13 protein-coding genes are annotated in these 14,354 nt (G+C 53.3%); 5 read left to right on the top strand and 8 right to left on the bottom strand.

Features of this window, described 5'->3' with window-relative positions:
- The 4 genes from ACGHTT_RS14625 to ACGHTT_RS14610 all read right to left on the bottom strand — a co-directional run bounded on the left by ACGHTT_RS14625 (position 1) and on the right by ACGHTT_RS14610 (position 3,534).
- Entirely contained in the window at positions 1-957 is a 957-nt protein-coding gene (locus ACGHTT_RS14625; protein WP_390591576.1) for an alpha-L-glutamate ligase-like protein, read from the bottom strand.
- A 2-nt stretch (positions 958-959) separates the two neighbouring features.
- Positions 960-2,504: an inactive transglutaminase family protein gene (locus ACGHTT_RS14620; RefSeq protein ID WP_390591575.1), complete on the bottom strand. Its 1,545-nt coding sequence runs from the start codon at positions 2,502-2,504 to the stop codon at positions 960-962.
- Positions 2,505-2,541: 37 nt separating this feature from the next.
- Positions 2,542-3,210 carry an ATP-dependent zinc protease gene (locus ACGHTT_RS14615; RefSeq protein WP_390591574.1) on the bottom strand — a complete coding sequence of 223 codons (669 nt, stop codon included), beginning with the start codon at positions 3,208-3,210 and terminating at the stop codon, positions 2,542-2,544.
- 120 nt (positions 3,211-3,330) lie between these two features.
- On the bottom strand, positions 3,331-3,534 hold the full coding sequence (locus ACGHTT_RS14610) for a hypothetical protein (protein ID WP_390591572.1): 204 nt from the start codon (positions 3,532-3,534) through the stop codon (positions 3,331-3,333).
- A 169-nt stretch (positions 3,535-3,703) separates the two neighbouring features.
- On the opposite strand from ACGHTT_RS14610, the gene ACGHTT_RS14605 reads away from it, so the two are divergent.
- Complete coding sequence (locus ACGHTT_RS14605; RefSeq protein WP_390591571.1) at positions 3,704-4,399, top strand: hypothetical protein; 696 nt, start codon at positions 3,704-3,706, stop codon at positions 4,397-4,399.
- A gap of 182 nt (positions 4,400-4,581) precedes the next feature.
- On the opposite strand, the gene ppa is transcribed toward ACGHTT_RS14605, so the two are convergent.
- On the bottom strand, positions 4,582-5,130 hold the full coding sequence (ppa, locus tag ACGHTT_RS14600; protein ID WP_390591570.1) for an inorganic diphosphatase: 549 nt from the start codon (positions 5,128-5,130) through the stop codon (positions 4,582-4,584).
- Positions 5,131-5,424: 294 nt separating this feature from the next.
- Between ppa and ACGHTT_RS14595 the strand changes: the two genes are divergently transcribed.
- Together ACGHTT_RS14595 and msrA are read left to right on the top strand one after the other, a co-directional pair.
- On the top strand, positions 5,425-7,446 hold the full coding sequence (locus ACGHTT_RS14595) for a sodium-translocating pyrophosphatase (protein ID WP_390591569.1): 2,022 nt from the start codon (positions 5,425-5,427) through the stop codon (positions 7,444-7,446).
- Between the two features lie 230 nt (positions 7,447-7,676).
- Positions 7,677-8,261, top strand: a complete 585-nt coding sequence (msrA, locus tag ACGHTT_RS14590) for a peptide-methionine (S)-S-oxide reductase MsrA (RefSeq protein WP_390591567.1) — start codon at positions 7,677-7,679, stop codon at positions 8,259-8,261.
- Positions 8,262-8,435: 174 nt separating this feature from the next.
- On the opposite strand, the gene ACGHTT_RS14585 is transcribed toward msrA, so the two are convergent.
- Positions 8,436-9,698, bottom strand: coding sequence for a 6-phosphofructokinase (locus tag ACGHTT_RS14585; RefSeq protein ID WP_390591566.1), 1,263 nt, complete (start codon positions 9,696-9,698; stop codon positions 8,436-8,438).
- A gap of 271 nt (positions 9,699-9,969) precedes the next feature.
- Here ACGHTT_RS14585 and mpl point away from each other — a divergent pair, with 271 nt between their 5' ends.
- Together mpl and ACGHTT_RS14575 are read left to right on the top strand one after the other, a co-directional pair.
- Positions 9,970-11,349, top strand: coding sequence for a UDP-N-acetylmuramate:L-alanyl-gamma-D-glutamyl-meso-diaminopimelate ligase (gene mpl, locus ACGHTT_RS14580; protein WP_390591565.1), 1,380 nt, complete (start codon positions 9,970-9,972; stop codon positions 11,347-11,349).
- A 48-nt stretch (positions 11,350-11,397) separates the two neighbouring features.
- A complete protein-coding gene (locus ACGHTT_RS14575) occupies positions 11,398-12,132 on the top strand; it encodes a PP2C family protein-serine/threonine phosphatase (RefSeq protein WP_390591564.1) in 735 nt (244 codons plus the stop codon).
- Between the two features lie 69 nt (positions 12,133-12,201).
- On the opposite strand, the gene ACGHTT_RS14570 is transcribed toward ACGHTT_RS14575, so the two are convergent.
- Both ACGHTT_RS14570 and ACGHTT_RS14565 read right to left on the bottom strand, forming a co-directional pair.
- Positions 12,202-13,182 carry a D-2-hydroxyacid dehydrogenase gene (locus ACGHTT_RS14570; RefSeq protein ID WP_390591563.1) on the bottom strand — a complete coding sequence of 327 codons (981 nt, stop codon included), beginning with the start codon at positions 13,180-13,182 and terminating at the stop codon, positions 12,202-12,204.
- Between the two features lie 98 nt (positions 13,183-13,280).
- A complete protein-coding gene (locus ACGHTT_RS14565) occupies positions 13,281-14,117 on the bottom strand; it encodes an FHA domain-containing protein (protein ID WP_390591562.1) in 837 nt (278 codons plus the stop codon).
- Positions 14,118-14,354: the final 237 nt, after the last annotated feature.

Raw genomic sequence — 14,354 nt, 5'->3', positions numbered from 1 at the left:
TTAGGATTTTTTGCCGAAAGCGTCTTGTGAAAATTTAACCCGCTCATCAATGGCGACCGGTCCTTGCAAGCATTGCTCGTCGATTCGGTGCAAGCGATTTAACAGCCCTTGTTGGTTGGCCACTTGAATGGATAAACCGGGACGCGCATTTAGCTCCAGCACCAAGGGACCATAAATTTTATCCAATACGATGTCTGCACCGAGATAGCCAAGGCCGGTCATTTCGTGTGCGCCGGCAGCGAGTAAGAGAATATCTTGCCAGAGCGGCACCTTAAGTTCGTTAAACACCGAGCCGGTATCTGGGTGCTTATCGACCGGTTCGCCATTTTGCACCGCGCAAATGGCGGTGCCGTCAGCTAGGTTTAAACCGACACCCACTGCACCCTGATGCAGGTTTGCCTTGCCGTCTGAGCTGTGAGTGGCACAGCGAATCATGGCCATTACGGGGTAACCGCGATAAACCACCACGCGCACATCGGGCACGCCTTCGTAACTGTATTGGCTTAACGCTTCGTCGAAATTAATCAGCGCCTCTAGCATCGCGTGATCGGGGCGGCCGCCTAGGCTGAATAATCCCGACAGTGTGTCGGAAATGTGGCGCTGTAAATAATCATAGGTAACGCGTTGGCCTGACGGCTTAATAAACTGATCGCCCTCGCGCCCAACAATAACCAAAATGCCTTTGCCGCCGCTGCCCTGCACGGGTTTGATAACAAATTGAGTGCGTTCACCGATGAGCTTTAATACACCTTTCACTTGAAACTGGTGTTCGATAACACCGACCAGTTCAGGCACGGCAATACCGGCTTGCTGTGCTGCTAGTTTAGTCTTGAGTTTGTTATCCACTAAGGGATACAGGCTGCGTTTGTTGTAGCGCAGAATGCATTCGACGTTGCGGCGATTCATGCCCAACACGCCGGCTTCGCGGAGCTTCGATGGCCAAGCAAACCAGCCCATGATTATTTATCCTGCGCTTTTTGGTTGAACACCATGTGCCTAAACCGATACAGCTCACTGAGGCGATAACCATTGTATTGGCCGATCACTAAAATTAACGCCAGCAGAACCAAGGATAGTTCTGGGAAATTAAAGGTTAGGTGTTTGGCGATGCTATTGGTCATTAAACCGTAGGCTATCACGGCGACCAGTAAGCTGCCGCCTCCCTGTTTGACCACGTCTCTAGGCCCCTCTTCTTCCCACAATGTAGACATGCGCTCGATAGTCCACGCTAAAATAATGGTTGGGAAAAAGGTTACGCTCATGGCCGAGACAATGCCGAGTTTATAGCTGGCAATGCTGAAAAATGCCATCAAGCCAATAACCACGATAATGACGGCCGACACCCTCGCGACTAATAGTAAATTTAAGTGGCTGAGGTAGTAGCGAATCCAGAGGCCAACACCCACCACCAAAATAAACATGGGCAGGCCGGCGAGTAATCCGGTTTCGATAAAGGCCAGTGCGATCAAAATGGGCATAAAAGTGCCCGAGGTAGGTAGGCCGACGATAATTCTGAGGAACACGACGACCAGCGCACCGATCGGAATCAGTAACAGTGTTTTAAACACACCTTGTTGTTCGACCGGCAGCGAGTAGATGCTCATGTCGATAAGGGCCGCTTGATTGGATAAATCTTGCATCATTGCCACGGTGCGTGCCGGCACTGTGTTGACTACCATGGAAAATTCCACCTTGGAATTATTGCCACCAATAACATCTAGCAGTGATACTCCGCCGCGTTGCCAAATAAGGAAATCACTAGGTAGACCTTTTTCGCCGGTGTTTGGATTGAATTGAATCCAATGACCATTGGAATAAATTTCTAACAGCTCGGAATAATTGGCGCGACGTCGGCCATCTTCGAGTTGTAGGCCTTTGATGGTTTGAAAGTGAATTCCCTTATACGATAGCAATTTAAACGCGACATCCATCACGTGATCATTGTTGACCGACAAAAGATAGGCTACGTCTTGGCTTTTATCTCGCGCATTTAATCGCCCCAGCATTAACTGGGTAAAGCTCGCATCGGTTGCTGATTCTTGCGATAAACGGTCCAGCATGAGGCGCAGCGATTCTCGCTCGCTTGGGAAAGTGCGAAGTTTTTCTACTTCGCCCTCTGGCGCATTCGGTTCACTCAGTTTGCTGTTGTCGTGAACAACCTGCAATTTGTAATTCAATGAAATGACATTTTTACTCGGTGCCTCTCGGCGCGTCCAGCGGGCGTAACGTTGCTCGCCTTCTTCAAATATCACGAAGCCAAAGCCGGATGAGGAAAAATTTTCATCAATGATGACCCCGTTGCTGGTTTTTTCAGGTAGCGCCAGAGTAACTTCAATCGGATCGCCGGTAGGTTGAAACTCTATTTTTGATTGCAGAGTCCAGACATTTTTTGACTCGCCCGGCCATAGCGGAAAACCTAAGTTTAGATTTTTGTAAAGCGCACCACTCAGGCCAACTATGGCGAGAATGGCAGCAACAACATAGAGCTGAAAACGTGCTTTCATAGTTGGACCAGTTTGGGTCTATTTAAGAGGTTAAAAGTTAACGAATGTTAAAACTTTTAGAAACGTCTACAACGGCGTTATCCGTTAGGAAGTTTCTACCAATTAGCATTGGAAAAGAAAACTCGGAGCGATCGGTGAGTGTTACCTCAATTTCCTCGTCGATATCGCCAAGGCGGACGCGCATCTCTACCACTCTTCTTCGGGTCGAGTCGGCATCGTGACGTTTTATTTTTACTTTACGCGACAGCGGACGTTCGATGGTCACGGTTTCTGCGTCGTCATTAGGGCTGAACTCGAAGCGTACCCAGCGCTCGCCGTCGCGTTCAAACGGAATAATATTTGACGCGTGTAGTGATGAAGTTTCTGCGCCGGTGTCGATACGGGCCTTAACTTTTACACCTGGCGGATCGAGGGTAACATTTTCAGCAACGCCAATAACGAGCAACTGATTGCTGCCCATGCGGGCGGGAGCTGTCGGCTTCTGGGGTACAGGTTTCTTAATAACGGGTGCCGGAATTGGCGCTGCTTCTGCTATCACCGGGCACTCTTTCACGATTTCCACCGGCTCTGGGCAAGCTTCAGGTTCGGGTGGGGCAGGGCAAACAGGTGCTTCAACGACGACAGGTGCCTCAGGTGCCGGCGTCTGAAAAAGCTGACAGCCGCTAAGCGCGATGGGTAGAGCAACAATCAATTGCCAACGTAACACAATGACCTCGCAAGGCGATGAAAGACCTCAGCTGTATTGCAGGGTCTTTTTTATAGAGGCCGAATTATAAGGCAAGTAGGGGGGACTGCAAGGGAGTGGTGACCGCAATCACAAATAATTCTAGCGGTGGCCGCGGCTCCAGTTCAATACCATGATTCTCTCGCGCAATTGGTTTGCCAATGCAGCAATGCCTGCGGTATCGGGAACTGTGGCTTGTTGCAATGTGTGTATTTGCTTTTCTAGACGGCGAATTTCTGCGCCTATGGTCGACTGCGACAGTGTGTCATCCAATGACTGGCTGGTTGTGAACAGTGGTTGGCTCATGGTAGTTCGTCCCTGGCACATCTATTTTTAGTATGTTGTTTAGTCTATCGCGTCGGCTAAAAGCCTCTAGTGGGTGAAGGGGGCAATTCGTGTCAGTGATTTCCTACAGGCATTGCATGATGGCTGACATTGGGCAAAACTAACTATATTGCAGCTGAGACGTAACATTATGAGTGACGGGCGTTTTGATATCGTATTTCGAGGTGATATTGCTCCTGGCCAAGTTTTACCGCAGGTAAAACAGCGTTTGGCAACCTTGTTCAAGCGCGAGCTGGCACAGATTGAGCCACTGTTTTCCGGCGCACCTGTGGCGCTAAAGAAAGATGTTGATCAGCTCAGTGCCGAAAAATACAAAAAGGTATTAGCACAAGCTGGCGCATTAGTGGAAATACGCGAAGCCGGCACGCTGAAGGCGCCCGCCGTGCGGCCTCGCCCAGCGGCGCAGCCGGCGCCAGCGACAAAAGAGGCGCCATCTGATGCCGCAGCGCACCCAGCACAGGAGACAGCAGGGTTAAGCTTGGTGCCGGTAGGCGGCTTTTTATTAACAGAAGCAGAGCGTAAGCAAGTCCAAGAGCCCATTGCGCCAGTGGCACAAGTCGATTTTGAGTTGCGTCCGCTCGAAGGTAGTTTAGTAGATGAGAATGAAATCGAACGTATGGCGCCGGTGCAGGTGGCGGAGGTTGCGTTCGATATATCCGAGCCCGGTGTTGAGTTGGTTGATGCCCAGTATAAAGATGTGGTTGAGGCAGTTGTCGTCGCGGACTTGGATGTCGATCTAGCGCCAGCGGGGTCCGATTTGGGGCAGCTGCCAAAAGAGCCGGCACCGCCGGCGCCAGATACCAGTGGCATTAGGTTGGTCGATTGAAGGATGCTGTGTTGGCTGAGATTGGCGCTGCGTTGATTGCGCGGGGCTGTGCGGGCAGGGCACGGCGATTTGAGACATAAAAAAGCCTCCGGAGGGAGGCTTTTTTATGTTCAGTCACCGGGCACTTAGACGGGTGGCTTCACGCTACCGATGTTAGAAGCGAGGCTTCTCTCTACCGATGATTAGAAGCGTGGCTTCTCGGGCAGTTCTTCGTAGCGCTGGACCGATTCCATGATCTCTTTGCGGGCTTCCTCTGGGCCGCCCCAGCCTTCGATCTTGACCCATTTGCCCTTCTCTAAGTCTTTGTAGTGCTCGAAGAAGTGCGCAATTTGATTCAGGGTGATTTCCGGCAGATCGCGCACCGATTCTACACCTTGGTAGAGCGGGGTGATTTTGTCGTGTGGCACGGCAACAATTTTCGCATCTTCGCCAGATTCGTCAGTCATTTTCAGCACGCCGATGGGGCGGCAGCGCACCACGGAGCCTGGAATTAAGGCTAGGGGCATGATCACCAGTACATCGACAGGGTCACCATCGCCACACAGTGTATGGGGTACGTAGCCGTAGTTGCAGGGGTAGTGCATGGCCGTGCCTAACATCCGGTCTACGAAAATCGCGCCAGAGTCTTTGTCCACTTCATATTTGATGGGGTCGCCGTTGAGGGGTATTTCAATGATGACGTTTAGATCGTCGGGCAGGTTCTTGCCAGAGGGCACCAGATGCAGGCTCATAACACATTCCACTTGGAAGCTAAAATTTGGGGCGCAAAGTCTACCACAGCCTAGGCGCTGCTTAAACGCTGTCGATAAAACAACCTAAGTCATTTGCTGGCGCTGAGGGACTGCCCTACTATGTGCCCTAGTGGCCGAGTTACCTGAGAGCAATCCGGTGTACCCCGACAATCGGCCACTTACATTGGGATGTACAGCAAGCTGCTGATTGTCGGGCGATAAAATGTCGATGTGTGAATGTAGAAGTAGATGTACCAGGTAAGGCCCCAACTATAACAATTACGAGGGTTTTCTATGGATATCCTGCTGTTGCCGCCCCTATTTGGGCTGGCTGGATTAGTCGTCGCATTTATAATTTACCGTATTATTGTTTCGTATCCTGCAGGGGAGGGGCAGGTTGCTGAAATTGCCGCATTGATTCACAAGGGCGCCATGGTTTTTATGCGCCGTGAGTATTCCATCTTAGGTTTGTTTCTACTGGTAGTGACCATTTTATTAGCTATAGGCTTTGGCGGTTGGCGCACGCCAGTGGCTTTTGTGGTGGGGGCTCTGTGTTCTGCTACCGCCGGTCTTATCGGTATGCACACGGCCACCAAAGCTAATGTGCGGACTACAGTGGCAGCAAAGAATGAAGGCGCTGCCTCGGCGCTGAATGTGGCCTTTTACGGTGGTTCGGTGATGGGCTTGGCCGTGGCAGCGATGGGTTTACTCGGTTTAGGTGTCTTGTATCTCTGGTTTGGTGGCGACCCAGCCCACGCGGATGCCATTCATGGCTTCGGTATGGGGGCATCCACCGTTGCATTATTTTCCCGTGTGGGCGGCGGCATATTTACCAAGAGTGCCGATGTGGGCGCCGATTTGGTAGGTAAAATTGAAGCTGGGATTCCCGAAGATGACCCGAGAAACCCAGGTGTCATTGCCGATAACGTCGGCGACAATGTTGGCGATGTGGCTGGTATGGGCTCGGATATTTTCGAGTCCTATTGCGGCTCAATTATCGCCACCATCGCCATCGCCGCGACCATGACCATGATCCAATGGCAGCAACTGGCACCGGATCGCGAGGCGCTGATGTTTGCACCTTTGGCGCTGGCTTCGGTGGGCTTGATTTGCTCCATTTTAGGCATAGTGATTGTCAGGATGATGTCGGCTAATGCGCCGGCCATGGCGCTGCGTTCCGGTACCATAGGCGCCACCTTGATTCTCATTGGCGCGGCCTATTTTCTCTTGCGCTGGCAGGGTATTAGCGCTGCCGTTTGGTGGTGTGTGATGTTTGGTGCTCTAGGCGGTATTTTTATCGGCTTGGTCACCGAGTATTACACTGGCGGCAAACCGGTACGCCTTATTGCCAAGGGTGGTGAAACTGGGCCTGCCACGGTGATGATTTCTGGTTTGGCTACGGGCATGGAATCGGTGGTGGTGCCGGTGTTGGTGATAGCGGGGATTATCTTTGCTACTGCAGCGGTGCTTCCCGACGGCTGTGGCGTATACGGTGTCGGTATGGCCGCCGTGGGTATGTTGTCCACTGTGGGTATCACCATGGCCATCGATGCCTATGGCCCAGTAGCCGATAATGCCGGCGGCATCGCTGAGATGGCCGGCTTAGGCGAGGAGACGCGCAAAATCACCGACGGTTTAGACGAAGTGGGCAACACCACGGCGGCTATAGGTAAAGGCTTTGCCATTGGCGCCGCCGGTCTCGCGGCGCTTGCCATTATTGCCGCCTTTATCGCCACGGTTGAGCGCCACGTGCCGGGCTTTGCTCTGCGCTTGGACGACCCGCGGGTGCTAACCGGTATGTTTATTGGAGGCTTGTTTCCCTTTCTGGTGTCGGCCATCACCATGCGTGCGGTGGGCGATGCCGCCTTCGATATGATCAAAGAGATTCGTCGCCAGTTTAAAGAAATTCCTGGGCTCATGGAGGGCACGGCTAAGCCGGACAGCGATCGCTGTGTGGATATTGCCACCCAAGCGGCGCTGCGCAAGATGATTCTGCCCGGCGTGTTGGCGGTGGCCTCGCCCGTGGTGGTTGGCTTCGTGTTGGGGCCGCAGGTGCTTGGCGGCATGTTGGGCGGCGCGCTGATTTCCTGTGTGTTGTTAGCGTTAACCATGGCTAACGCCGGTGGGGCTTGGGATAACGCCAAGAAGTACGTGGAGAAGGGTAACTTTGGCGGCAAGGGTTCCGATGTGCACAAGGCTGTTGTGGTGGGCGACACAGTGGGCGATCCCTTTAAAGATACCTCAGGGCCGGCGATGAATATTCTCATCAACGTGATGGCGATTGTAAGCTTGGTGATTGCACCGCTGTTGGCTTAGCAACCTGGGCGTTTAGTGTGCAGTTTTAAAGGGGGCGCATATCGCCCCTTTTTTATTTAGTAGATGTTTTAAAGTCGTTTGTCTCTTGATCGTGTTTTACCCGCATCATCTTGCTTGTCGGGGGCGGTTGCCGCCTTGTAGCTTGCAGCGCTCTAAGCATTATCCCGCCGTAACAATTTCCGAGCCCCGTAATCAAACCCTTAGATAAAACAGCGTTCAGGAGTGAGTCTATGTTGGCGCGTGTTGGTGTATGTGTGATGTTGATGGCTGTGGTCGTGGGCGCAAAGGCGCAGGAAACGGCAGTGGCGATTTTTGCCGGCGGTTGTTTTTGGTGTATGGAAAAACCTTTTGATGAAGTCGACGGGGTGAGTAAAACCGTGTCTGGTTATATCGGCGGGCAGCGCGCTAACCCTACCTACGAACAAGTGTCGGCGGGCATCACCGGACATGCCGAGGCGGTGCAAATTAGTTACGATCCGGATAAAGTCAGTTATGAAGCGCTGCTGGCGATCTTCTGGCGCAATATCGACCCGCTCGATGCCAAGGGGCAGTTTTGTGATAAGGGTAGTCAGTATCGGTCTGCTATCTTCTACAGCAATGAACGCGAGCTTGCTCTTGCGCAACAGACTAAAGCGCAGGTGAGTAAAACCTTAGGTTTGCCCGTGGCCACAACCCTAGAAGTAGCAACTGAGTTTTACCCTGCCGAGGACTATCACCAAGATTATTACTTGCGCAACCCGTTGCGCTATAAATATTACCGGCACGGTTGTGGCCGGGATAAACGATTGGACGTTTTATGGGGGGAGAAAAAATAATCGTAGTCGCTAGGCGTAGCTGGCTGGTCCTGCAATAAAATGAAAAAAGGCCCTTGCGGGCCTAATTTTTGAGTCATCATCGTTTGCAGGGGGCGGGCCCAGTCTTGCAGCTTGTAGCCCTTCCTGTTGGCCGGCTAGCCGGCCCCGTAAACATCTTTTACTGTGAGCTTTTTTTTAAACTTTAAACGCGGTGCTCAGTTTCTTTTCGACTTTCACTTTTTTCAAGCGCGCGTAAACCGGTAGTCCGTTTTTATACGGTGGGTTGTCTTCGCCTTGAATGAGCGGCAGCAGATAATCGCGGGCTTCTTCGGTAATGCTAAAGCCATCTTTACTAATGAAAGAGCGCGGCATTTTGCGTTCGACGTTGGCCACTTGATCCAGCGGTGCTTCGCCAATGCTCCAGCTATAGCGTTTACCCTTGCCGCGAATGATCGCGGGCATCACACCGCTTTTACCTGCAACAGCCATCTCAACAGCGGCTTTACCCACGGCATAAGCTTGCTCTACATCGGTGCCTGAGGCGATGTGACGCGCGGCGCGCTGTAAATAATCTGCCAGCGCCCAGTGGTATTTTAGGCCCAGTTCTTGGCGCACCATGGTGGCCAGTGTGGGGGCAACGCCACCGAGTTGTTTATGGCCAAAGGCATCAACAGTGCCAGAGTCGGCTAAGAAACTGCCGTCGGCATATTGCGCGCCTTCCGAGGCCACGATGGCGCAGAAGCCAAACTTTTTCACACACTCGTCCACGCGCTTCAAAAACTTGGCTTTGTCGAAGGCGATTTCTGGAAACAAAATGATGTGGGGCGAGTCGCCTTCCTGCTCGGCGGCTAAACCACCGGCGGCGGCAATCCATCCGGCGTGCCGGCCCATCACTTCTAAGATAAAGACTTTGGTGGACGAGTCGCACATAGATGCCACATCCAAACCGGCCTCTTTAATCGATACGGCCACATACTTGGCCACTGAGCCGAAGCCGGGGCAGTTGTCGGTAAAAGGCAAATCGTTGTCGACGGTTTTGGGAATGTGGATGGCTTGAATGGGGTAGCCCAGAGTTTTCGATAATTGCGAAACCTTTAAGCAAGTGTCGGCTGAATCGCCGCCGCCGTTGTAGAAGAAGTAGCCGATGTTGTGGGCTTTAAACACTTCGATTAAGCGCTCGTATTCGGCGCGGTTTTGCTCGAGGCTTTTCAATTTATACCGGCAGGAGCCAAAGGCGCCCGAGGGCGTGTGGCGCAATGCAGCAATGGTGCTTGGGGTTTCTTTGCTGGTATCGATCAGTTCTTCGCGCAGGGCGCCGATGATGCCGTTGTGGCCGGCGTACACCTTGCCGATTTTGTCTTTGTGTTGGCGTGCTGTTTCTATCACACCGCAGGCGCTGGCATTAATTACTGCCGTTACTCCACCTGATTGCGCGTAAAACGCATTCATTTTAGCCATGGGTTACTCGTCTCGTCGCTAGTTGTATGAGATCGTCTGTGCGATCGTAATGGCGATCTGGTGTATTGCGATGCCGCCTTTTAAGGTCGCGCATGATACTGGAATCGCCCTCAGAATGCAGGTGAATTTTGGCTTAACAGGGTTGATTTTGCTGGCCTTGTTGGTCTGGTTTCAGCCGTTTCGACAGCGCTAGAATCAGCCGACCTTCCATAGGTTAGTTCATTGCCCCATGTTAAGCTGCGCCAAAACAGCAGTAAGGCACAATTCTGTCATGCACATTCATATCTTAGGTATTTGTGGCACCTTTATGGGTTCCCTTGCGCAGTTGGCCAAGGCCAAAGGCCTGCGCGTGACTGGCTGCGATGCCAATGTCTACCCGCCCATGAGCGATCAACTTCGGCAGGCCGGTATCGAGTTAATTCAGGGCTTTGATCCCGCGCAACTGAGCCCCGCGCCAGATTTGGTTGTGGTGGGTAATGCCATGTCCCGTGGCAATCCGCTGGTGGAGGCGCTGTTAGAAACTCAAATACCCTTTACCTCCGGGCCACAATTTTTGCGTGATCACTTGTTGGATGAGCGCTGGGTACTCGCCGTTGCTGGCACCCACGGCAAAACCACCACCAGTGCCATGCTCGCGTGGATTCTCGAATATGCCGGCATGGCGCCGGGGTTTTTAATTGGTGGTGTGCCGAAAAATTTTGGCGTGTCGGCGCGTTTAGGTGACACGCCATTTTTCGTGGTGGAGGCCGATGAATACGACAGTGCCTTCTTCGACAAGCGCTCCAAGTTTGTTCACTACCGAGCCCGCACCTGTGTGCTAAATAATTTAGAGTTTGATCACGCCGATATCTTTCCCGATTTGGCGGCGATAGAGCGCCAGTTTCACCATCTCGTGCGCACAGTGCCGGGTAATGGTCGGATTATCAGCCCTGCGCTCGACGAAAATTTACAGCGGGTACTGGCGATGGGTTGCTGGAGCGAGCAGCAGAGTACCGGCAGCGAACAAGTTCCGACGGCTTATTGGCAATCTCGGTTACTTAACGACGATGGCTCGCATTTCTCGGTCAGCTGCGCGGGCGTCAGCGCCGGCGCGGTCAATTGGGGTCACACAGGTGCGCACAATGTTAGCAATGCGCTGTCGGCGATTGCCGCCGCACACCATGTGGGGGTCAGGCCAGAAACAGCGGTGGCGGCGTTGAATGAGTTTTCTGGGGTAAAGCGTCGGATGGATTTGTTGGCCGAGGTGGCGGGCGTGAAGGTGTACGATGACTTCGCTCATCATCCTACGGCAATTGAAACGACGCTGGCGGGATTGCGCGCGCAGGTTGGCGAACAGCCTATTATTGCGGTGATAGAGCCGCGCTCCAACACCATGCGCATGGGGGTGCACAAAGCGGTGCTCGCTGCCGCCGCTCAGGCGGCCGACGAGGTGGTGTGGTTTCAGCCGGCCGGTGCCGATTGGGCCCTGAGCGATGTGGCTGCGGCATCGGCAAAGCCCGCCAGTGTCGCAAGTGATGTTGATACGTTAGTACAGCAATTAGTGGCAAATCGTCTGCAGGGCAGCCATATTGTCATTATGAGTAACGGCGGATTTGGCGGTATTCATCAGAAGCTGGTTGCGCAGTTGCGTGCGGCTGAGTCGGTTTCTTAATGCGCGCTCATTTTCAGTGCGACTCGGGCACACAATGAAGGACGAGGTATGAATAAACTGGCCATCGCCGGACACACCGACAGGGGCGGCCGCGAGCACAATGAAGATGCAGTCGATTGGTTGCTCGATACCGATCGGCGCTGGGCCTTGGCCTTGGTGGCCGATGGCATGGGCGGTTACTCCGGCGGTGAAGTGGCTAGCACGCTCGCGCTCGAAGTATTTCTTTACCATTTACAGCCTTGGTTGCCTCAGGCTAAAGATGCCAATACGGAGACGGTGGCCGAACACTTATTGGCGAGCGCCCGAGCGGTGCAGACCCGTTTGCAAGAAGAACAGCGCAAGCAGCCCGAACTGGCGCGGATGGGCACAACCTTGGTCTGTGGGTTTGCTTGGCAAGATCAGTTGGCGCTGCTGCATGTAGGCGACTCTCGTTGTTATCGCTGGCGCGCCGGTGAACTGTCGCGGCTGACCAGAGACCATACCTATTTGGAGGATGTGACTTTGGGCGAGGAGGCTGGTGTGTCGTCGAGCAAGCACGTGTTGACGCGCGCACTCGGTGCTAAGCAGGCGTTCGATTTTTCCCTCGCTGTGCATAAAACTCAGGCCAGAGATCGCTATGTATTTTGCAGCGACGGTGTCTCCAATGTATTAACTGCGCAGGACTGGAAGCGTTGTTTAGACGCGGGTGGTGAAAATGGTGCTGTGGCACGTTTACTCATCGATACGGCTAAACGAAAGGGCGCCGATGACAATGTCACCGCGTTAGTGTTGGCGGTAGGCTAGATTTTTAGCAGTTTTCTACGGGCTAATTCGCTTAGTGAGTGTTACCTGTTGCTCAGCCAAGGTAAATACCTAAACGCAGTTCTGCGGCGTGCCGGCGATAAAACAAGCAATGTTGTTGGTCATGATATCCACTAGATTTTGCCTAGCTTCACGGCTGGCCCACGCCGTGTGTGGCGTTAGTAGTAAATTTGGGATGTCGGCGGCCAGCAGTGGGTGATCCTCTGGCGGCGGCTCTTGGCTGAGCACATCTAAACCGGCGCCGGCGAGCTTGCCCGTGCGCAGCGCTGTGGCGAGGGCGGGTTCATCAATTAAGCCGCCGCGCGCGCAATTGATCAAAAAGGCGCTGGATTTCATTTGCGCCAGCGCTTGGCTATCAATCATTTTTTCCGTTGCCGGCGTCAGCGGACAGTGCAAAGACAGCACATCGGATTGTGCCAAAACCTGTTCAAAGCTAACCCTGCCGGCGGGCGTTACTGGCTGGCCTGGGCGCGCACTAATCAACGGCTTCATCCCTAGGGCGCGGCCGAGTTGGGCGAGCTGTTGACCTAAAACACCGTAGCCAATGATGCCGAGATTTTTACCTGCCAATTCAATAATGGGGTGGTCCAGCAGGCAAAAGAAGGGGCTTCGGCTCCAGTCCCCGTTACGTACCGAGGCGCCATAGCGCTGGGCATTGGTGGCCAAATTGAGCATTAGCATTAATGCGTGTTGGGCCACTGAATTGGGCCCATAGTTGACCACATTACACACGGTAATACCCTGCGCTTTGGCTGCCTTAAGGTCGACATTGTTGGTGCCGGTGGCGGCAACGCAGATTAATTTGAGCTGTGGGTTGGCCGCGATAATGTCGGCATTAATGACCACTTTGTTGGTGATGATGAGCTCGTTACCGGCGACCCGTGCCATGACGGCGTCGGGCGTCGTGGCGTCGAACACTTGCCAGTTGGGCAGTGTTGACAGCAGTGGCTCGAGGTTTAAATCCTGTGGGCCTAAACTCGCGGCATCGAGGACGACGCCGCGGCTGAGCGTGTGTTTAATGGTGGTTGGCATGGTGAATAGTGAGTGCCTCAGTCGTATTGCGGGCGTTTGCGTAAGTTGCAGTACACCGTCTGTCCTCGTCAGTTATGTCTGCGCCAAGGCTTGAGCTTTTATAGATGGAAGGCGATATACAAGCCCGCCGCAACGGTAATGACCAGAAACACCACGGCTGCCGCGATGGGGCCTTTGGTGTTATGCACCGGTTCTTCCCGATTGCCGGGCGAGGTGGGCTTGGTTTTCCACGCTTTTTGGTCGCTGCTCACGGCTTTGCGGTTGATCGGTTGGGTTTCGGATAGCGGTTGGCGTAGCCGCGTGCTGCCGGTGGTCATGCCAGGGCCTACGACCTGAAAGCTGTAGACGTCGAAGCGCAGCCTATCGCCTGGTACCAGCCGAATGGGTTGATTGGCTTCAATGCGATTTTCATTGACGAAAGTACCGTTGGCCGAGCCTAAATCACGTATTCTCAGTTGGCCTTCGTGCAGTTCAAACTCGGCGTGTTGACGCGATAAGTGAGTGCCGGGAATGACGATTTCACATTGCGCGCCGCGCCCGATGGCGGACACGCCAAGGGTGATGACAAATTCCTGACCGGCGAGCCAGCTACTGTTACTGACCAAACACCAGCGATTGGCGAGGTGATCTTGGCTGACGGCATTCATTTTTAGCGAGTCGCCAGGGCCTAGAATCACCAGCTCCTCTTTGCCAATTCGAATGACATCGCCAGGAAAAATTTCTTTTTCAGTGATCCGTTGACCGTTGATAAAGGTGCCGGTTTGGCTGCGATTGTCGCGCAAGATGGCGTGATTGTTCTGGCTGATAATGCGGGCGTGATGGGCTTCGGCGCTGGGTACAATAATCGTGCAGTCGTCAGCTGAGCCGAGCGCGATATTTTTTTCGGCGATCCAATGGGGCTCACCGGTTTGGCTTTTTAATTGGATTTTGTACATTCAGAGCCGTAACTGTGTGGTTCGAAGGACGCCGATAACTGAGGCCGTTAAAGGGGGATTATAACTGAAAAGAGCTTTTGTGCTCATCCTCTCGCGCGAAGTTAGCATCAGTGTACGCGAGTTAGGCAAGGCGATGACTGTTCCCAGCGGCGATTTAATGGCTTATCCGGTGAAATAGTGCGCCTGATGCGCTTGTAGTTTGCCGACTCGACCCCACATAGAGGGGCATAAACATCC

Source organism: Simiduia litorea (assembly GCF_042853465.1).
GTDB classification, from domain to species: Bacteria; Pseudomonadota; Gammaproteobacteria; order Pseudomonadales; family Cellvibrionaceae; genus Simiduia; species Simiduia litorea.
This window is presented reverse-complemented; position numbering and strand designations above follow the sequence as displayed.